The sequence below is a fragment of the Bradyrhizobium sp. CCBAU 11386 genome, assembly GCF_028128955.1.
Taxonomy (GTDB): Bacteria; Pseudomonadota; Alphaproteobacteria; order Rhizobiales; family Xanthobacteraceae; genus Bradyrhizobium.
Genome location: NZ_LBKA01000220.1, coordinates 23,386 through 40,796, shown reverse-complemented (window position 1 = coordinate 40,796; position 17,411 = coordinate 23,386). Strand labels below are relative to the sequence as shown.

Below are 17,411 nucleotides of genomic sequence, written 5' to 3'. Positions count from 1 at the left end.
CGGGGACTGGTGCCCCGCAGGCGATCCTCTCCTCATCCCGCGTCGAGCAGATGTTTTTCGATGTCGCTGACGGGGTGCTTGGTGAGGTCCTTGTCGAGTTCGCCAACGATCCGACGCCTCACGTCGTCATGAAAGACCGAGCGAAGCTCCGCCAGCGTACGGGGCGGCGCGACGACAATGAGAGAGGTCGCATGTTCGCTGCGAAGGAGGCGTTCCGCGGCAGCTGCGACCTGTCTCGCAAACCGCCCCTCCTCGAGCTCATGCCAATCGGTCATCGCTACTGCACTTCGCTGCCCCGAATGCGAGCCCTTGCTGACCCGACCGGGTCGATCGCTACCTTGGGAATGGGCAGGCGGATTCTCTTCCTCGAACACCGCCTCGATCTTCAGATTGGGGGACCTCTCGTTGCCCTCGTTGCGAAGGAACAGCGCCTTCCGTCCGTCGCCGACGAACACGATTGCACGATGTGGTATCCTGATCATTTTCGGCCTCCTCGCTGCACACGTTCAATTCCTATCGCCGAGAAGTCTGCGCTGCTTGATCCCGATCAAACCGGGCAACTCACGATCGGGCAGGATTGTCCGAAATCGAAAGGCGATATGGAGGTTTGCCATGCAAGCACGAGACGTGATGGTGTCACCGGTGGTTACGGTCGGACCGACCGCAACCGTCCGCCAAGTCGCGCAAATGCTGCTGGAGCATCGGATCAGCGCTGTACCGGTCGTCGATGCCGACAACAAGGTTCTCGGAATCGTGAGCGAAGGCGATCTGCTGCACAGGGCCGAGAGCGGGACCGAACGCTCTTCCTCCTGGTGGTTGCGCCTGCTGACAGGCGACGCCCAGCTCGCGACTGATTACGTCAAGTCGCACTCAATCAAGGTGCAGGACGTCATGACGCAGGAGGTCGCGACCGCTGCACCCGAGACGCCCTTGCACGAGATCGCCATGCTTCTCGAAGAGCGCCAGATCAAACGCGTTCCTATCGTCAACAAGGAACGCCAACTCGTCGGGATCGTCAGCCGGGCCAACCTGCTCCAGACCATCGCGAGCGCCAGACCAAAGCTCGAGATTTCGCTTCCCGATTCAGTCATCAGGAAGAGGTTCTTCGAGGAGCTCAGGAAGCAGCCCTGGGCTCATACGTTCAATGTGAACGCGACTGTGCAGAATGGCGTGGTCGACATCTGGGGTTTCGCGCCATCGCTCGCCGAACGCACGGCCATTCGCGTTGCCGCGGAAGCGATACCCGGCGTGGTGACCGTGAATGATCACCTGCTGGAAACTCCAGCCTTCGTCTACTAACCCGCATACCGGCATGCCCCATAACGAACGAGGTATCCATGGCCCACTTCACGGTCCGTTTCCTCAAGAACGTTATCGGCGACCAGGGGAAATCCTGCGAAATCTGCCAGCGCATCGTCGACGTCGATGCACGTGATGCAACCGAGGCGACCTTACTGGCTCAACAGCAATTCTGCGAGTTTCGGGAGATTGGAGACTGGTCGCTGCACGCCGATCGCATCGACGTGCAGCCGGTCGATTTCCCCTCGTGACGCAGCGGCGCGCTTGCACCGGAGACAGTTGCATTGGGACAAACCTCAACGACCTTATGACCCTGAAGACCCGCGCCCGAAAAACAGATAGCCAAGACCCCGAAAGGCCCGGCAGCAGCTTCGGTGGCTGAGACCGGCCGCATCGCGCACCGTCGCCGTTCGTATAGAGGCAGATTTTCCAAGCAACAACCAACTCCGCGGATGCCGGCACAGCATGCATATTGCTGCGCGGCCATCGCTGCGCTCACACAACCTTGCCAACAACTGCGCCAATTCCGGCCGTCAGTCCCATCGCACAGGCCCCCCAAAATGTCACTCGTATGGTTGGCTTCAGTAGGCCGGCGCCTCCTGCCTTGGCGCCGATCGCGCCGAGCAGCGACAGGAAGAGCAGAGAACCTGCAGCGACGGCCGGAATCAAGATATTGGAGGGCGAGACCAGGACAAGCGCAAGCGGCGCTACCGCTCCGACGGAGAAGGTCGCGGCCGATGCCAACGCTGCCTGCACCGGACGAGCGGTACTGATTTCCGAAATGCCAAGCTCGTCCCGGGCGTGCGCGCTCAAGGCGTCCTTTGCCATCAATTGCTTCGAAACCTCGCGAGCGAGGCCGGCATCGACGCCCCGCGCGACATAAATCTGGGCGAGTTCTTCCCTCTCAAACACCGCGTCGTCTGCCAGTTCGCGCTTCTCACGCGCGAGGTCGGCATGCTCCGTATCCGACTGCGAACTGACTGAAACATATTCGCCGGCCGCCATGGACATGGCGCCGGCAACCAGCCCGGCGATCCCGGTCAAGAGAACATCGCTTCGCGAGACGGCAGCCGACGCCACTCCCAGGATAAGACTTGCGGTTGATATGATCCCATCATTGGCGCCGAGCACGGCCGCTCTCAACCAGCCGATGCGCGCAACGAGGTGGGTCTCTTTGTGGAGGCGGCTCATCTGTCAATCACTCTCTCAACCGCCCTTTCCCGCCCTGCGGAGGCCGGGTGAAGAGCTTGCGACCGGTAAACAGCCGATGTGACACTCTTTCACATCTCGTGATTTTCGATCACGATCACCGCTCTGGGAGCCAACCGTAATGATCTAAATCAACAGGAAGCTGGACAACGGCGGTTCTGAGCGCACCCGTCGATACGGCGTATTTTTTGACAGCTGGTGAGCAGAAGCCGCTCGGAGCGTGCCCAACTGCTAACACCTTGCTATTTTCTGATGACAGCAGTCCGTCTAAACCTCGATCAGGCCGTGCTCATGGCAGGCTTTATTGTAGGGAAATACCACCGCCGGATCCGGCCTATGGAGGCGACGGTGCTTTCCCGGATAATTCAGCCGCCACAGCACATCGCGAATAACGTTGAGTCGCGCATGTTCCTTGTCATCGGCTCGGACCAAGGTCCAGGGCGAGGTGACGGTGTGCGTCCGGTCCAGCATCTTGTCCCGTGCTTCGGAATAGGCCTTCCAATACTTCTGCGCCTTGGCATCGATGGGGCTCAACTTCCATTGCTTCAGGGGATCCCTTTGGCGGTCAGCGAGCCGTCGCTTCTGTTCCTGTTTCGAAATATCCAGGTAGTACTTGAGCAGGGTGATACCTGAACGCTCGATCATTGCCTCGAACGCCGGCACGGTCTCGAGGAATTCCTCGGTTTCCTCCTTGGTGCAAAAGCCCATGACACGCTCAACTCCGGCCCGGTTGTACCAACTGCGATTGAACAGCACGATCTCTCCTGCCGCGGGCAAGTGCGAAACGTGACGCTGGAAGTACCATGAACACTGTTCCCGATTGCTTGGCGGCCCCAGCGCTACGACGCGGGTATCGCGCGGGCTTAGATGTTCGACAATCGACTTGATGGTGCCATCCTTGCCGGCGGCGTCACGACCTTCGACGATGACAAGGATACGCTGGCCGCGCTCAATCACACTGCGCTGCAGCTTGACGAGCTCGATCTGCAGACGGACCAGTAGCGTGTGATATCTATGGCGGCTCAAATGTTTCGGAAGCGGTGGCCGGTTCTTCATGGTGTGTTCCTCCTGGGCGCCTCAGGTTTCAGTCATCTGGAGCGACATTTGCATGGGCTCGTCAACTCGGCCACACTTCCCGAAGGGGACCGCCGGATAAGGGCATGGCCAGAGGCTGACCGATCGGAGCTTTCGTTGATTACGCTGAAGGTTCTTCACACGACGACTTATCGATTCAACGAACACGTGCACCTGTTGCCGCACCGCTTGATGCTTCGTCCGCGCGAAAGCCGCGAGCTTCGTTTGATTTCGTGCAACGTCACGGTGACGCCCCCTGCGGCGTTGACCTGGGCGCACGATGTGTTTGGCAATGCGATCGCGACGGCCACGTTTCAGATGACAGCCTCCAACCTGGTGATCGCCAGCGTCACGGAGCTTCAGCTCGACGCGGTTGCATGGCCGGTGTTCGACATCGCTGTTTCGGCCATATCTTACCCATTCCGCTATTCCGATGACGATTGGACCGATCTCGGCGCCCTGGCCGTCCCCCAGTTCTCGGACGCGGCGGGGGTCCTGCGAAACTGGGCACAAATGTTCGTTCTAGGAAGTCGGTCCGACACGTTGTCGCTGCTAAAGGACCTCAGCGTCGGCGTTTCCGAAGCTATCCGGTATCAGAGCCGGGAGGATGAGGGCACCCAAACGCCGGTAGAGACCCTGAATCGTGGCTGGGGGTCATGCCGGGATTTCGCGGTGCTGTTCACCGAAGCAGCGCGCATGCTCGGGTTCGGAGCCAGAATCGTCTCCGGCTATCTCTACAATCCGGAACAACGGAGCGTCGGATCGAGCGGTGCAGGTTCAACCCATGCGTGGGCGGAGGTCTTCGTACCGGGCGCCGGCTGGATCACCTTCGACCCGACGAATCGCAGCCTCGGCGGCTTCAATCTGATCCCGGTCGCGGTTGCGCGCGACATCCGGCAGACGATCCCGGTGTCCGGCAGCTTCGTCGGTCGTATCGGAGCCTTCGCCGGGATGTCCGTAGAAGTTCTTGTCACGTCTTAGAGAGTGCCGCATCCCTCACGCAGCAGATTGGGGGCGAGTTGCGGGTCGGCTATAGCCAATCGATCCCCGCCAGCGGCAACAGCCGTTGAAGGATCGCGGCCAGGCAGACCAGCCCCACCAACAATTTGAGAAGACCCGCCAGGCGGGATTCATTGACATACTTGTCGATGACCCAGAAACAAATTGCCCCGACGAGCGGCAACGACGAACGGGCCGAGGTCCTTCCGAAACCCCTCGACTGCGGCCTCGGCACCCTTTTGCCGGTCAGATTTTTTCGTTATGTCCGACATGTCCCCGGTCGATCAATGCGCTTTGCAGGCAATGCTTTGACGGTGCTGCGGGCTTCTTCCTGAACCGAGCGCTTCCATGATAGCATAGTAGGCATGTTGCCGCGGCAAATCATTACGGCGGGTCAAAATCCAGATCGCCCGGGGATGCTTGCCAATCCGGCGAATCGACGGACGAACAGGGGGAGAGACGCGGGCGAATGAAGGCGGACGTTGCATCATCTGCGACTCCCCAGGCCACTGCCGTCCTCCCAACGGCGGAGGCAGATCCGAAGCTGCCGCGGGCCGCACCCCCTCTAATACCGATCATGCCGGACGTGGTGGCCAGGCCCCCTCTCGCGGAGCCGTTCATCAAGGCGGCACCAGCACGCGGTTTCAATCTTGCCCGGGACCTGAATTTGTTCGCGCGCGTGCTTCGGCAGGCCGAAGGCGGACGGCGCGTGATGGTGATCTTCGTTGCCTCGACTGTCGTCACCATTGCCAACATGTTTGGACAAGTCCAACTCAATGACTGGAACGGCCGGTTCTTCGACGCCGTCGGCCGTAAGGACCTGTCGGGCTTCGTCCATGATCTCCAGACGTTCGTCGTCATTATCGCCATTTTGCTGGCGCTCACGGTCGCGAACACCTATCTCCAGGAGCGCCTGAAATTTCGACTGCGCGAATGGATCACCCGTCACCTCCTGGCCGAGTGGCTCAAGCCATTGCGCGTCTATCAGCTCAGCTTTGCCGGCGAGTATGGTCACAACCCGGACCAGCGCATCCAGGAGGATACGCGCCTGCTGGGCGACTACACTGCCGACCTCGGCTGCGGCATCGTCTATTCCTTGCTCCAACTCATCGCTTTCGTCGGCATGCTTTGGACGCTCTCGGCGCAGGTCACCTTCCAGGTCGCGGGCTATGACATCGCCATTCCCGGTTACATGGTCTGGTGCGCGCTCGCTTATGCCTCGATCGGCTCCGCTCTGACCTGGATGGTGGGACGGCCGCTGATTGCCCTGAACGGCGAGCGATATGCGCGAGAGGCGGAATTCCGCTTCGCGCTTGTTCGAGTCAACGAATCCGGCGAGAGCATCGCACTGCATGGCGGGGAGACCGACGAACGACGGCATCTCGAGGCTGGGCTCGCGACCGTCGTGGACACGATGCGGCGGATATCCACTTCGCTCGCCCACCTGACCTGGATCACATCGGGCATTGGCTGGCTGTCGCTGGTCGTTCCGATACTGGTGGCCGCACCGGCCTATTTCGGCGGCAACCTGACGCTGGGCGGCCTGATCATGGTGGCGGGCGCGTTCACCCAGGTCCAATTGGCGTTGCGATGGTTCGTCGACAATTTTTCACGGCTCGCCGACTGGCGCGCAGCGGTCCACCGCGTCGCGCGGTTTCGCGAGGCGCTCGACAACCTGCCTGCGATCGAACAGGGCGCTGAGGAAATCAAACGCGCGCTACACCCGGAGGGGCATCTCGCTTTCGAAGCCGTGCGCGTCCTCTTGCCGGACGGACATATCGTTATCGATGACGCGACGGTCAGCATCACCCCGGGCGAGCGCGTCCTGATTGTCGGCGACACCGGAAGAGGAAAATCGACACTGTTCCGCGCCGTGGCCGGTCTATGGCCATGGGGTTCAGGGACAATCCTCACGCCTCCACCCGAGGCCATGGCGTTCCTGCCGCAACGCCCTTACCTACCGCTGGGGACGCTACGTAACGCCCTGAGCTATCCGAGCCCGCCCGACGCCTTCCTGGACGCGGATGTCCGACGGGCCCTGGAGCGGTGCGATCTCGGCAATCTCATTCCCAAGCTCGACACGACCGAGCGCTGGGACAAGGAGCTTTCGCTTGGCGAACAGGAGCGCCTCGCTTTTGCGCGCCTTCTCCTGCACAAGCCGGCATGGGTCTTTCTGGACGAAGCGACAGCCGCGCTCGACGAAGACAGCCAGCGCCGCGTCATGGCTCTGTTCGACGATGAGCTGAAGCAGACCACCGTGTTGAGCATTGGTCATCGGCCGGATCTTGCCGTCTATCACACCCGAACGCTTCAGCTCGTTCATGGGCGTGACGGTGACCGCCTCAAGCTCAAGCCACCCCCTGCCCCGCCGCCGCCCCGGCGCTGGCTGCAGCGGCTGGACGACTGGCTGCTGACTATCCGACCATAATGGGGGCCGCTTCGAAGCGCCTGCATCTTTGATTTGAGTCAACCAGGCCTAGCTACTTCGCGACAAGATCGGTTCCTTACTGGGAACTGAATGGGATCGGCCGCTGGCTGCGCAAGTGCGAGACAGTGACGTCGCGACCAAACCGCAAAGGGAGATATCGAAATGTCAATCGGGACGATCATTCTGATCATTCTAATCATCGCGCTGCTGGGCGGCTTCAGTGGGATCGGTGGCGGTCCGTTCTACGGTACTGGCTACTACGGCGGTGGAGGTCTTGGTCTTGTGATTGTCATTCTGCTGATCTTGCTTTTGCTCGGCAAACTTTGACAGGCGGTGGCCGGCGAGCCGGTGATGAGCCGGCTTGAAATGCCGCTCATTCCATAGGTTTTGAGACTGCTTCGGCCGCGTCTGTCCGCCATTGCGCATTCGAGTTCGTTGATTTTATCCATTGCGCTCGACCGAGACGCCAACGAAGAGAGGAGGCCGAACCTGAAGCTGACGCTACCCGCCGACACCACTGCGTTCGTCCCCGCCTCCGTCTTGTTGCAGCGGCTGCACGACGAGGCGCCGGCGGATCACTTTACCCTCGGCTGGCTGATGAGCCGCATGCACAAGCGCTCCTTCGGCCTCATCATGCTGCTGCTCGCTGTGGTTGCTGTTGCACCGGGTGTCTCGATAGTTGCGGGCCTACTGCTCATGATCCCCGCGTTCCAGATGATCCTGGGCCAGAACATGCCGGTGTTCCCGCGCCGCATCGCCGCCCGTCCATTGCCGACGCGGCACCTTGCCGCTCTGGTGCAGCGCGCCGTGCCCGTGTTGAGGTCTCTCGAGAAGCTTTTTCATCCCCGCTGGCCGACTCCGTTCGATGCGACCAAGCGTCTCGTCGGCGCCGTCGTCGTGCTACTGAACATCACCCTGCTCTTCACACCGGTCCCTTTGAGTAACGTCGTTCCCGCCCTGGTGATCGCGCTGATCTCGCTGGCATACCTCGAAGAGGACGGACTCCTGCTCTCGATCGCGCTGCTGGCCAGCGTCGTTGTGCTGGCAGTCGAATTGGCGGCGGTCTGGGAGACCGTCCTCGGCGCGAAATGGATCTTTGGCCTCTGGTATTAGCCCGGCTACGACTGAATGCGCTCGGCCTGCCCGCTTGCAGTGCACCGATGCAAGCTCGTTGAGTGTCATTAGGTCAACTTAGTTGACGCACTCTCTTGCTTACGGGCGTCATCATCATTGCCAGCCCATGAGCTTCGAAATGACCGGCCGATTTTGCGTTAAATCAAGGCCGCCGCCAGCGCGAGGAGCAGGCTTGCATTTGATATTTCTTCAACCTGTGGAGAAACCAGATGAGCCTTCCGAGATTGTGGACCACCAGCCTGGAGCCTGCATTCGACCCGATCAGAGCGATGCGGCGTGAAATGGAAAACGCATTTCGCGCTTTCGATCAGGGTTCGCCGTCTCCCAGCATTGGGGCGGGCGCACCGGCAATCAATGTAGCGGAAACCAAGGATGCCTTCGAGGTGACAGCCGAACTTCCCGGCGTGGACGACAAAGATATCAAGGTCAGCCTGGACGGCAACCAGCTGGTTATCTCCGGCGAGAAGAAGGCGGAGAGCACGAAAGATGAAAAGGACTGGCACGTCGAGGAGCGCAGCTACGGCTCATTCTATCGATCGATGTCTCTGCCTTTCGAACCGGAAGACGGAGCCGTCGAAGCTCATTTCGACAAGGGCGTGCTGCATCTCGCCATCAGGAAGCCCGCCAAAGCCGTGAAGACCACCAAGACGATCGATATCAAGACAGGCGCTCCCCCCAGCGCGAGCCCCGTACCGAACAAGGCCGCTGCACCTGGCAAAGCTGCTTAGCCCTGTGCGGTCGTCGTCGAAAGCCGGAGACCCGAACCAGACAAGCTGGTCGCGGTCTCCGGATTTTGTCATTTGTCTTCTCCGATGCCGCGATCGAATGAGACCTCGCAGCTTGATTGGCCTATTTGGTCTCAGCAAGGCCCCCTGTCACGCTTGTGAGACACGATGGGAGTTCCGATGAAAAAGCCAGTTCGCTCAATTGACGAGCCTGAGCCTGAGCAGAAGGCGCCACGTGCCGACAGGCCGCCGTCGGAAGGATTTGTGGTCGTTGTCGACGGACACTTCAAGTCGGAGTTTGAGACGGCCGAAGCGGCTGAATCATCGGGTCGTACACTGAAATCGACTTATCCGATGCTCAAGATCGAAATCTATGACGCCGCTACAAGGGTCCGAACCTTGTTGGACCAAGACACTTAGCTATCGCACGGTCCTTATCGGGAGCGGAAAATGGCCTTCCTAAAAAGAGAACTGTATCGTCAGGTGAAAGGCCCCGAGATCACACACGCGGATCGTTGTTTCCTTGTCTTCGATACAGACACCAAGAGCTTGTATGTCGAGCGAGAGGTGGCGCACTTGGAGACTGGCACCGGGGGGACGATCGAATACCAAACAGCGACAATGGATATTGCGGACTATCTGACGCAGGGTGGTCAAACTGCTGGTCACCGCGAACTTTGGCGTTTGCTGAGAGCGCTCTTCAATGAGGACCGCGACGGTGCTGGCTCCTCTTGTGAGATATGACTTCGCCGCACCTCTTCACAGCCATCATCCACTGAACGGCGCGCCCAAGCCGACTGACCGGCGCCGCGCGCACGACGACTTGCGGCGGCGTCATGTCAGGCCTTGCTTCTCTTTTACAATTTGCGCTAACAGCCTACGTACTCGCTCATCGTGAAATGCCATTCCGAAAAGGGCCAGAACGACCTGGCCCGGCGGAAGCTCCTCGTCTCCCTTTGCCTGCCGGATGAACATTTCCATCTCGCCATTTTCACGAACGACGATAGCCGCGTCGTTGGAACGGAGATCAATCCGAGTTGGTCGTTTCAGCCCGAACATTCTCAACTCCTGTTTGCGCTTTCCGTCAGATGACAATCTGCAACCCGCGGATAGAATACCAGAGAAGCCAATCTCGGGGCTAGACTGCTGGGCCCTTGAGTCTTCTTCGGCTCGCCGTATCAAGCCTACTTCAACCCGCTGCCGCTCGATCAACACTGATTGAGGTAGCACGTCATTCTTGTTTTATTCAGTTTTCTCTCTTGCTTCATGGCGGAGGGGGGCTCTTTCGGACTGCAACAGAGGTCTCGTTTGGGTCCGTTGATTTGCATCAAAATGATTTGGTGACTGCCTCGTAAGCTTCGATTGGCCAAATCCTGACACATCGAAAGCCAAGCACGCCAATCAGGATTCCCGGACAATGTCTCGCAATATGCTCTACCTCGTCATCGGCGCACTCGCCGTCGTCGCGGTGACACTAGGCTACCAAGTCTACCGGGAGCGACAGAAAACCACTGGCGTCGAGATCAGCATCGGCGAGCGTGGCATTTCGATCGAAAAGAAGTAGCATAGCTCTTCCCTGCCGGCGACTGCCTCTGCCGGACGCTTGAAGATCGCGCACTCAGCTCGGACTGCCAAGAGACCCGAATCCCACAAGGTCCCATCAAAGGAGTCGGACAATGTCGATCGGACTTATCCTCATCATCCTCCTCGTCATCTTTCTGCTTGGCGCGGCTTCAGCGGCCGCTTTGGCGGCTACGGCTACGGTTACGGCCACGGCGGAATTGGTGTCATCGGTATCATCCTGATCGTCCTCGTCGTGTTGCTCCTTTTGGGTCGAATTTGATTCTGTCGGTGCCGCTGCGTGACCGGGCGTCCTCCAAAAGATCCTGTGGTTTGACCAAGCGGCTCGGCGTGGACGCTAACTTGAAGGCAGGAGCGTCCGCTTGAGCTGATTCCTGCAAAAAAGCCCGGCATTTTTGTCGGGCCTTCGCTATTGTCGAGCTCTGAACGAGTTGGACTAAAAATCCATCCCACCCATACCGCCACCTTGAGGCATGCCGCCACCGCCGGCGTTCTTCTTTGGCAATTCGGCCACCATGGCTTCGGTAGTGATCAGCAGCGCCGCAACAGAAGCCGCATTCTGAATCGCCACACGAACGACCTTCGTCGGGTCGATGATGCCCTTGCTGACCAGGTTGCCGTACTCGCCGGACTGGGAGTCAAAGCCGTAGCCATACTGATCCTTCTCCAGGATCTTGCCGACGATGACGGAGCCGTCCTCGCCAGCGTTGATCGCGATCTGGCGCGCCGGATAGGATAGCGCCTTGCGCACGATCTCGACGCCGGTCTTCTGGTCGTCGTTCTTGGTGCGCAGCCCCTTGAGATGCTCGGAAGCACGCAGCAGGGCGACGCCGCCGCCCGGCAGGATGCCTTCCTCGACGGCCGCGCGGGTCGCATGCATCGCGTCATCAACGCGATCCTTGCGCTCCTTCACCTCGACCTCGGTCGCGCCGCCGACGCGGATCACCGCGACGCCGCCTGCGAGCTTGGCGAGACGCTCTTGCAGCTTCTCACGGTCGTAGTCCGAGGTGGTTTCCTCGATCTGCGCCTTGATCTGGTGGACGCGTGCCTCGATGTCGGCCTTCTTGCCGGCGCCGCTGACGATGGTGGTGTTCTCCTTGTCGATCATCACCTTCTTGGCGCGACCGAGCATGGCGAGCGTAACGTTCTCCAGTTTGATGCCGAGATCTTCCGAGATCGCCTGGCCGCCGGTCAGGATCGCGATGTCCTGGAGCATGGCCTTGCGGCGATCGCCGAAGCCGGGAGCTTTGACGGCCGCGACCTTCAGACCGCCGCGGAGGCGGTTCACGACCAGGGTCGCGAGCGCTTCGCCCTCGACGTCTTCCGCGATAATCACAAGCGGCTTGCCACTCTGGACGACGGCTTCCAGCAGCGGAAGCAGTTCATTCAACTGAGATAGCTTCTTTTCGTGGATGAGGACGTAGGCGTCTTCCATTTCGGCGCGCATTTTGTCGGCGTTGGTGACGAAGTACGGCGAGATGTAGCCGCGATCGAATTGCATCCCTTCGACGACCTCGAGTTCGGTCTCGAGTGACTTGGCTTCCTCGACGGTGATGACACCCTCGTTGCCGACCTTCTTCATGGCGTCGGAGAGGAACTTGCCGATCTCCGCGTCGCCGTTGGCCGAAATGGTCCCAACCTGGGCGATCTCTTCGTTCGAGGTGACCTTCTTGGAGTTCTTCACGAGATCGGCGACCACGGCTTCCACCGCGAGGTCGATACCGCGCTTCAGGTCCATCGGGTTCATACCGGCGGCAACCGCCTTCGCACCTTCACGGACGATCGCAGCCGCGAGCACGGTCGCGGTGGTGGTGCCGTCGCCAGCCGCATCTGCCGACTTGGAGGCGACTTCTCGCACCATCTGGGCGCCCATGTTCTCGAACTTGTCGTCAAGCTCGATCTCCTTGGCGACGGTGACGCCGTCCTTGGTGATGCGGGGAGCGCCGAACGACTTGTCGAGCACGACGTTGCGGCCCTTAGGGCCGAGCGTCACTTTGACCGCATTGTTGAGAATTTCGACACCGCGCAACATCCTGTCGCGGGCGTCGACGCCGAATTTGACTTCTTTGGCCGACATCATGATCTCCGTTTCAACTGGTCAGATCCCAAGGACCGCGCGACTGCGCGAACTCTTAAGTGACGAGATTGGTACTTACAGGCCTCATCCTTCGAGACGCCGGCTGCGCCGACTGCTCAGGATAAAGAAAACTGACTAGCGCTTACGCGACCTTCTTCCTGGCGGATGGCAAATCGGAGAGAACGCCCATAATGTCGCTTTCCTTCATGATCAGAAGGTCCTGACCATCAAGCTTGACCTCGGTGCCTGACCACTTGCCGAACAGCACGCGGTCGCCAACCTTGAGATCGATGGGAATCAGCTTGCCTGCTTCGTCGCGGCCACCAGGACCGACCGCCGTGATTTCGCCCTGCGAGGGTTTTTCCTTGGCGCTGTCCGGAATGATGATTCCGCCAGTGGTCTTCTCTTCGGCTTCAATACGCTTGACCACAACGCGGTCGTGAAGCGGACGGAATTTCATGCTGTCCTCCTATTTTCAGATTGTTGTTGCTTTGGACGAAATAGCAGTCGTGGCCAACGAGTGCCAATCAGCACATAAGCGGCCGCAGGAGGACGAACAAGACCGTCCCGAAATGATATTCTGCTCAGAGCGTCACGAAATACCTGCCAAGGCAGCGGCGGCTAAGGATCCGGTCAAGACCAGCTGCGTGGCGCTAAGTCGTTGGACGCAGGGTCATCAAATTTAAGAAAGCCACCCAGCGCGCAAGGCTTTTGCGTTGTTCTCGACGTGCGCCAGAATAGGCCGAACATCGGTCGCTTCTTGTGCAGCCATTCAGCGGTGCTTGTCGAGATCGAGTGGCTCGTCACTCGTGAGGCGCGTCGGCATCAATGCGCTGCGCGTCAGCCAAATCAACCGGGCTGATGGAAATCATCTCCATCGTTGAAGTGCGCTGCGGCGCCGCCGGCACCATGATCATAGTGGCAACCCGGCGAAACGACGCAAATACAGATGGCTGCGAAGTCACCAAATACAAGGCAATACACATCCCGGATTAGTTGTTGATGCCGGCCGACGAGATGCTTGCTGATGCTAAATGGAAAAATGCGTTGGCGATCGGCGGGCATTGGGAAGCAGAAATGTTATCTCGCAAATCTACCAGCCGAGAGGACTGCGGCGGTTGGCAGCAAGGCGCGATTGATCTGCGAGCAAGCGCATCAACAGCTAAAAGAGGAATTCGGTCTCGATCACTTCGAGGGATGATTGACACAGTCTTTATCGTCACGCTCTTATGACGATGATTGCTACGCCTTCTCGCCGCATTGCCAAAACGGGGCGCAAAAATGAATCGACGGGCCACCACCTCGGCCCAGCCTGCCGGCCGTGCGTCCCGCCATCGTCGCGCTCATTGTTCGGGCATCAGATCCGCGATACCTATACTGCAGAAGACGGGTCAGCGAAAAGCAACGGCGTGGACAATCTGCCAAGGTCGTGTCAGCGCACACGCGAGGCGCCTTTATGATCGTGCAGGAAACGGGCGATCCGCGTCTTCAATACGATGGCGTCGTGCGATTTTCCCGAGGCCGCGTACTCGAAGAGCCTGCGTTGGACGTCAGTAGGCAGATCATTCCATTCGCTGACAAGGGCGGCACCCAGACATTCCAGGACTCTGCGCTCCACATCCCGCAAATCGCTCGCTTTGTAGGGTAAAGGCCACGCCAGCTCCTGCGCTCCGCCTTCCTCGTCCCAACGGTCGAGAGCGGTTGCCATTTCTTCTTCCGGCGCTGTCCTTCGGCCTTTCTTTTTGACCATGCTATATAATCACACATATCGCAGGTAAGCGCCATTCGGTCGATCGCGGGTCGATCCGCGGCGCCAATCCTTCCAGTACCGAGAATGCCGCGACTGCGAAGATCGGTTTTAGACGGCGCCCAACAGCTCAGCTGATCGGCAGAGTATCCTGTATTTTCTGCGAGAAGATCTATATGTTTTACAGGTAACGCCTTGATCTTGCCGCTCGATATCCATGCGTCGCGCCCGACCTCAAGCGCGAGATTGCCTGATGACGGAACCGTCGGTTCGGTGGAAGGACTTGTGGATCTTCGCGTGGGGAGCGAGGTGAATGTGGGCGCCGGCGGATGTGTCACCGGTCGATCGTTTGCGTTGCCGTGTTCGCCGAGATCTTTTGGCGGCCTCGGCTTGACGCAGCCCTGACAGCGCGGAGAGGACCCGCTTGAACCGTTTGGTCATCGTCTCCAACCGTGTCGCCTTGCCGGGAGAAGCTGCGCAGCGCAGCGGCGGGCTTGTGACCGGCCTCGTCGACGCTCTGAATCAGGCTGGAGGGTTGTGGTTCGGATGGAGTGGCAAGCTTGGAGAAACAACACCAGAGCCGAACGTTTTTGAGACCGAGGGAGTGACGTACGCTACCGTCGATCTTACCCGCGCGGACCATGACGGTTACTACAGCGGCTTCTCCAACGCGGCACTGTGGCCCTTATTCCACTATCGTCTTGACCTCATTAACTTTACCCGCCGGGACTTGGCCGCCTATCGGCGGGTGAACGCCCTACTCGCCGACGCCCTCGCGCCCCTGCTCAGGCCGAGTGACCTCGTCTGGGTCCATGACTATCATCTGATCCCGATGGCCGAGGAACTTCGCCGCGCCGGGGCCACACAACGGATCGGATTCTTCTTGCATACGCCGTTTCCGTCTTTGGGGGTGCTGGCGACCCTTCCCCGCTACGGCGACCTGCTGAAATCACTGTGCGCTTACGATCTCGTCGGCTTCCAAACGGTGGAGGATCTGACCGCCTTCCATGACGCCATCGTTCGCCGCGCAGGAGGCAAGGTTTCGTCCGATGGCCAGATTCAGGCTTTCGATCGCGTTCTTCGCGCCGGCACCTTCCCGATCGGGATCGATACTGAAGCCATTGCCCAAATGGCCAGTCGCGCTGTGACGTCTCGAACGGCACGCCGGCTGCATGAGAGCCTGCGGGGGCGCCAGCTCATCATTGGGGTGGACCGGCTGGACTACAGTAAGGGCCTCGAGCACCGGTTCAAAGCGTTCGCCGGCTTTCTCGAGGGCTATCCCGCGTACCGCAATCACGTCCGCTTGCTGCAGATCGCCACCGCAACGCGCAGCGACGTCCCTGAATACCGTGCACTACGGCAGAGGCTCGGTGCACTGGCAGGCGACGTGGCCGGTCGCTTCGCGGAACTCGATTGGGCACCGATCCAGTACTTGAACCGGAGCTTTTCACAGCGCTCGCTCGCAGGCTTCTTCCGGCTCAGCCACGCCGCTCTTGTCACTCCGTTGCGCGACGGCATGAACCTGGTGGCAAAGGAGTATGTCGCTGCACAGAACCCCGACGACCCCGGCGTGCTCATTCTCTCGCCCTTCGCGGGTGCGGCCTATGAACTCGACGCTGCCCTGATCGCCAATCCGTATGACCCCGACGCCGTCGCCGAAGCATTGCAGAATGCGCTGGCGATGCCACTTGAGGAGCGCCGCGAGCGTTGGCGAGACATGATGGCGGTGCTGCGTCGCAATAGCATTACGGCATGGCGCGAGAATTTCCTCGAGGCACTTGGCCGCTAAATGGGGATGCCGTTTGGAACGTGGCATCAACACAGCAGGTTGCGATCATCCCTTTCGTCAACCAGGTTGCCCCAGTCCTCGGATAAGGCGTTCCTTCGAAATCATCTCCGGGGCGGAAATGATCCACGGGTGACGGGACTACCTGCCTCCGCTTGATCGTCCCGCCGAACCAGATAGACCCAGGGCAAGTCGCCTGCAGCATTCTCCGTTTTCGCGTCAACGTAGTACACTTCTTCTGCTGGCTTGGCGCGACGCACCCTGATCGGGGACTTCCCATTCCAAAGCGGCATGTGTCCGATCATCTCCTTCGCTTCAAGTCCTCTTGCAGCCAGTCCACCTTGCCGAGTTCTCGGGCCTGACGAATCGTCGCGGCCCTGAACGCCAGGATTGGCTGACCGGTCGATCTCCAAAACGAAGACGGTCGGCGGTAGCGCCTCGGCTTTCGCTGGTATAAGTCATCCGGATCACTTCCTCCTCTGCTGGCCGACGCGGCCTTGCGAACCCGTCGCGGCCAGCGCAGGAGGCCTCGTCGGCTTTGTAGCTACCGACTTTGCCACAAGAGCCCGCCCGATTCACGTTCACGGATTTTCGGCAACAGAGATCAGGCAACAGCTGTCGATGGTAGTACTAGCTTCCTCTCGTGGCCGGTAGACCCCTCTCAACTGAGGATGCAACAAATGACCAATGACCAAACCCACAAAGTCCACCTCAGTCCAGAAGACCAGGAGCGGCTGCGAGAACTCCGGGCGCAAAAGCCAGCCCGTAACTTACCCAAGCTCGCACTGACGCCGGGCGCGATGCTTGCCGACCGGGTCGCTGAAACAGTTGGTTCTTGGCGCTTCATCATCATCCAAAGCGTCCTTCTTGGCATTTGGATCATGCTGAACATGATAGCATTCATCAAACATTGGGACCCTTATCCCTTCATTTTGCTGAACTTGGTTCTTTCCTTCCAGGCGGCCTACGCAGCGCCCATCATTATGATGAGCCAGAACCGCCAATCTGAGATTGACCGCAGGCATGCGGAACACGACTACCGGATAAATGTGAAAGCTGAACTCGAGATCGAATTGCTGCACAACAAGATTGACGCCTTACGTGAGCAGGAAATCCTGCAGCTACTCAACATCATTCAGCGCTTGTCCGCGCACCTTGCGCCCGAGCTTGTCGCGGCCATCGAGGCCGAGGCGGTACCGGATAGGACCTAGGTGGTGACGATCTTGCTTGTCGTGGAGCAGACGGGAAGCCGGGGGAGTACTGATGTTTATCGAGCCCGAGATTTTCATTCCGCTCCATCGTCGAGGTTGTCAATCGTCGCCCGTCCGCAGCCGCTCTTACCGAGATTGGGA

At 59.6% G+C, this 17,411-nt stretch carries 21 protein-coding genes and 2 pseudogenes; 15 read left to right on the top strand and 8 right to left on the bottom strand.

Annotation, left to right across the window (positions count from 1 at the left end; genetic code table 11):
- Window positions 1-32 precede the first annotated feature (32 nt).
- Entirely contained in the window at window positions 33-482 is a 450-nt protein-coding gene (locus tag XI09_RS19055; RefSeq protein WP_271568199.1) for a host attachment family protein, read from the bottom strand.
- A gap of 130 nt (window positions 483-612) precedes the next feature.
- Here XI09_RS19055 and XI09_RS19050 point away from each other — a divergent pair, with 130 nt between their 5' ends.
- Together XI09_RS19050 and XI09_RS19045 are read left to right on the top strand one after the other, a co-directional pair.
- Window positions 613-1,299, top strand: coding sequence for a CBS domain-containing protein (locus XI09_RS19050; protein ID WP_271568217.1), 687 nt, complete (start codon window positions 613-615; stop codon window positions 1,297-1,299).
- A gap of 38 nt (window positions 1,300-1,337) precedes the next feature.
- On the top strand, window positions 1,338-1,550 hold the full coding sequence (locus tag XI09_RS19045; RefSeq protein WP_271568198.1) for a hypothetical protein: 213 nt from the start codon (window positions 1,338-1,340) through the stop codon (window positions 1,548-1,550).
- A 244-nt stretch (window positions 1,551-1,794) separates the two neighbouring features.
- Here XI09_RS19045 and XI09_RS19040 read toward each other — a convergent pair whose 3' ends face one another.
- Complete coding sequence (locus XI09_RS19040; RefSeq protein ID WP_271568197.1) at window positions 1,795-2,490, bottom strand: VIT1/CCC1 transporter family protein; 696 nt, start codon at window positions 2,488-2,490, stop codon at window positions 1,795-1,797.
- Between the two features lie 285 nt (window positions 2,491-2,775).
- Window positions 2,776-3,564, bottom strand: a complete 789-nt coding sequence (ppk2, locus tag XI09_RS19035) for a polyphosphate kinase 2 (RefSeq protein ID WP_271568196.1) — start codon at window positions 3,562-3,564, stop codon at window positions 2,776-2,778.
- A gap of 135 nt (window positions 3,565-3,699) precedes the next feature.
- On the opposite strand from ppk2, the gene XI09_RS19030 reads away from it, so the two are divergent.
- Window positions 3,700-4,563 carry a transglutaminase family protein gene (locus XI09_RS19030; protein WP_271568195.1) on the top strand — a complete coding sequence of 288 codons (864 nt, stop codon included), beginning with the start codon at window positions 3,700-3,702 and terminating at the stop codon, window positions 4,561-4,563.
- 302 nt (window positions 4,564-4,865) lie between these two features.
- Here XI09_RS19030 and XI09_RS19025 read toward each other — a convergent pair whose 3' ends face one another.
- A complete protein-coding gene (locus XI09_RS19025; RefSeq protein WP_271568194.1) occupies window positions 4,866-5,072 on the bottom strand; it encodes a hypothetical protein in 207 nt (68 codons plus the stop codon).
- 86 nt (window positions 5,073-5,158) lie between these two features.
- Here XI09_RS19025 and XI09_RS19020 point away from each other — a divergent pair, with 86 nt between their 5' ends.
- From XI09_RS19020 to XI09_RS18995, 6 genes are all read left to right on the top strand, one after another.
- A complete protein-coding gene (locus XI09_RS19020) occupies window positions 5,159-7,009 on the top strand; it encodes an ABC transporter ATP-binding protein/permease (protein WP_271568193.1) in 1,851 nt (616 codons plus the stop codon).
- Between the two features lie 162 nt (window positions 7,010-7,171).
- Window positions 7,172-7,336, top strand: coding sequence for a DUF3309 family protein (locus XI09_RS19015; RefSeq protein ID WP_065752791.1), 165 nt, complete (start codon window positions 7,172-7,174; stop codon window positions 7,334-7,336).
- A gap of 60 nt (window positions 7,337-7,396) precedes the next feature.
- Window positions 7,397-8,122 (top strand): exopolysaccharide biosynthesis protein, encoded by a 726-nt coding sequence (locus tag XI09_RS19010; protein WP_271568192.1) that lies wholly within the window; start codon window positions 7,397-7,399, stop codon window positions 8,120-8,122.
- Window positions 8,123-8,352: 230 nt separating this feature from the next.
- Complete coding sequence (locus XI09_RS19005) at window positions 8,353-8,871, top strand: Hsp20/alpha crystallin family protein (RefSeq protein WP_271568191.1); 519 nt, start codon at window positions 8,353-8,355, stop codon at window positions 8,869-8,871.
- Window positions 8,872-9,048: 177 nt separating this feature from the next.
- Window positions 9,049-9,288 carry a hypothetical protein gene (locus XI09_RS19000; RefSeq protein WP_271568190.1) on the top strand — a complete coding sequence of 80 codons (240 nt, stop codon included), beginning with the start codon at window positions 9,049-9,051 and terminating at the stop codon, window positions 9,286-9,288.
- 30 nt (window positions 9,289-9,318) lie between these two features.
- The gene (locus tag XI09_RS18995) at window positions 9,319-9,612 is read left to right on the top strand and encodes a hypothetical protein (protein WP_271568189.1); all 294 of its coding nucleotides are present in this window, start codon (window positions 9,319-9,321) and stop codon (window positions 9,610-9,612) included.
- A gap of 90 nt (window positions 9,613-9,702) precedes the next feature.
- Here the strand turns inward: XI09_RS18995 and XI09_RS18990 are convergent, their stop codons facing one another.
- The gene (locus tag XI09_RS18990) at window positions 9,703-9,927 is read right to left on the bottom strand and encodes a hypothetical protein (protein WP_271568188.1); all 225 of its coding nucleotides are present in this window, start codon (window positions 9,925-9,927) and stop codon (window positions 9,703-9,705) included.
- A gap of 358 nt (window positions 9,928-10,285) precedes the next feature.
- On the opposite strand from XI09_RS18990, the gene XI09_RS18985 reads away from it, so the two are divergent.
- Both XI09_RS18985 and XI09_RS18980 read left to right on the top strand, forming a co-directional pair.
- Window positions 10,286-10,432 (top strand): hypothetical protein, encoded by a 147-nt coding sequence (locus XI09_RS18985; protein WP_028154147.1) that lies wholly within the window; start codon window positions 10,286-10,288, stop codon window positions 10,430-10,432.
- Window positions 10,433-10,544: 112 nt separating this feature from the next.
- A pseudogene (locus XI09_RS18980) lies at window positions 10,545-10,711 on the top strand (DUF3309 family protein).
- Between the two features lie 174 nt (window positions 10,712-10,885).
- On the opposite strand, the gene groL reads toward XI09_RS18980, so the two are convergent.
- Window positions 10,886-12,526 carry a chaperonin GroEL gene (gene groL / locus XI09_RS18975; RefSeq protein ID WP_271568216.1) on the bottom strand — a complete coding sequence of 547 codons (1,641 nt, stop codon included), beginning with the start codon at window positions 12,524-12,526 and terminating at the stop codon, window positions 10,886-10,888.
- 142 nt (window positions 12,527-12,668) lie between these two features.
- A complete protein-coding gene (locus tag XI09_RS18970) occupies window positions 12,669-12,986 on the bottom strand; it encodes a co-chaperone GroES (RefSeq protein WP_271568187.1) in 318 nt (105 codons plus the stop codon).
- On the opposite strand from XI09_RS18970, the gene XI09_RS18965 reads away from it, so the two are divergent.
- On the top strand, window positions 12,985-13,212 hold the full coding sequence (locus tag XI09_RS18965) for a hypothetical protein (protein WP_271568186.1): 228 nt from the start codon (window positions 12,985-12,987) through the stop codon (window positions 13,210-13,212). The two genes, XI09_RS18970 and XI09_RS18965, sit on opposite strands and share 2 nt — an antisense overlap.
- Window positions 13,213-13,507: 295 nt before the next feature.
- Window positions 13,508-13,936: pseudogene (locus XI09_RS18960) on the top strand (IS701 family transposase); the annotation flags it as partial.
- 22 nt (window positions 13,937-13,958) lie between these two features.
- Here the strand turns inward: XI09_RS18960 and XI09_RS18955 are convergent.
- Window positions 13,959-14,276, bottom strand: a complete 318-nt coding sequence (locus XI09_RS18955) for a hypothetical protein (protein ID WP_271568220.1) — start codon at window positions 14,274-14,276, stop codon at window positions 13,959-13,961.
- Between the two features lie 421 nt (window positions 14,277-14,697).
- Between XI09_RS18955 and XI09_RS18950 the strand changes: the two genes are divergently transcribed.
- The gene (locus XI09_RS18950; RefSeq protein ID WP_271568185.1) at window positions 14,698-16,062 is read left to right on the top strand and encodes an alpha,alpha-trehalose-phosphate synthase (UDP-forming); all 1,365 of its coding nucleotides are present in this window, start codon (window positions 14,698-14,700) and stop codon (window positions 16,060-16,062) included.
- Window positions 16,063-16,739: 677 nt separating this feature from the next.
- Entirely contained in the window at window positions 16,740-17,270 is a 531-nt protein-coding gene (locus XI09_RS18945; RefSeq protein ID WP_271568184.1) for a DUF1003 domain-containing protein, read from the top strand.
- Window positions 17,271-17,411 lie beyond the last annotated feature (141 nt).

What these genes read in the sequence shown, in the direction of transcription:
- XI09_RS19055 (WP_271568199.1), bottom strand. Translation starts at nt 482, where the DNA reads ATGATCAGGATACCACATCGTGCAATCGTGTTCGTCGGCGACGGACGG.
- XI09_RS19050 (WP_271568217.1), top strand. Translation starts at nt 613, where the DNA reads ATGCAAGCACGAGACGTGATGGTGTCACCGGTGGTTACGGTCGGACCG.
- XI09_RS19045 (WP_271568198.1), top strand. Translation starts at nt 1,338, where the DNA reads ATGGCCCACTTCACGGTCCGTTTCCTCAAGAACGTTATCGGCGACCAG.
- XI09_RS19040 (WP_271568197.1), bottom strand. Translation starts at nt 2,490, where the DNA reads ATGAGCCGCCTCCACAAAGAGACCCACCTCGTTGCGCGCATCGGCTGG.
- ppk2 (WP_271568196.1), bottom strand. Translation starts at nt 3,564, where the DNA reads ATGAAGAACCGGCCACCGCTTCCGAAACATTTGAGCCGCCATAGATAT.
- XI09_RS19025 (WP_271568194.1), bottom strand. Translation starts at nt 5,072, where the DNA reads ATGATGCAACGTCCGCCTTCATTCGCCCGCGTCTCTCCCCCTGTTCGT.
- XI09_RS19020 (WP_271568193.1), top strand. Translation starts at nt 5,159, where the DNA reads ATGCCGGACGTGGTGGCCAGGCCCCCTCTCGCGGAGCCGTTCATCAAG.
- XI09_RS19015 (WP_065752791.1), top strand. Translation starts at nt 7,172, where the DNA reads ATGTCAATCGGGACGATCATTCTGATCATTCTAATCATCGCGCTGCTG.
- XI09_RS19005 (WP_271568191.1), top strand. Translation starts at nt 8,353, where the DNA reads ATGAGCCTTCCGAGATTGTGGACCACCAGCCTGGAGCCTGCATTCGAC.
- XI09_RS19000 (WP_271568190.1), top strand. Translation starts at nt 9,049, where the DNA reads ATGAAAAAGCCAGTTCGCTCAATTGACGAGCCTGAGCCTGAGCAGAAG.
- XI09_RS18995 (WP_271568189.1), top strand. Translation starts at nt 9,319, where the DNA reads ATGGCCTTCCTAAAAAGAGAACTGTATCGTCAGGTGAAAGGCCCCGAG.
- XI09_RS18990 (WP_271568188.1), bottom strand. Translation starts at nt 9,927, where the DNA reads ATGTTCGGGCTGAAACGACCAACTCGGATTGATCTCCGTTCCAACGAC.
- XI09_RS18985 (WP_028154147.1), top strand. Translation starts at nt 10,286, where the DNA reads ATGTCTCGCAATATGCTCTACCTCGTCATCGGCGCACTCGCCGTCGTC.
- groL (WP_271568216.1), bottom strand. Translation starts at nt 12,526, where the DNA reads ATGTCGGCCAAAGAAGTCAAATTCGGCGTCGACGCCCGCGACAGGATG.
- XI09_RS18965 (WP_271568186.1), top strand. Translation starts at nt 12,985, where the DNA reads ATGCTGTCCTCCTATTTTCAGATTGTTGTTGCTTTGGACGAAATAGCA.
- XI09_RS18970 (WP_271568187.1), bottom strand. Translation starts at nt 12,986, where the DNA reads ATGAAATTCCGTCCGCTTCACGACCGCGTTGTGGTCAAGCGTATTGAA.
- XI09_RS18955 (WP_271568220.1), bottom strand. Translation starts at nt 14,276, where the DNA reads ATGGTCAAAAAGAAAGGCCGAAGGACAGCGCCGGAAGAAGAAATGGCA.
- XI09_RS18945 (WP_271568184.1), top strand. Translation starts at nt 16,740, where the DNA reads ATGACCAATGACCAAACCCACAAAGTCCACCTCAGTCCAGAAGACCAG.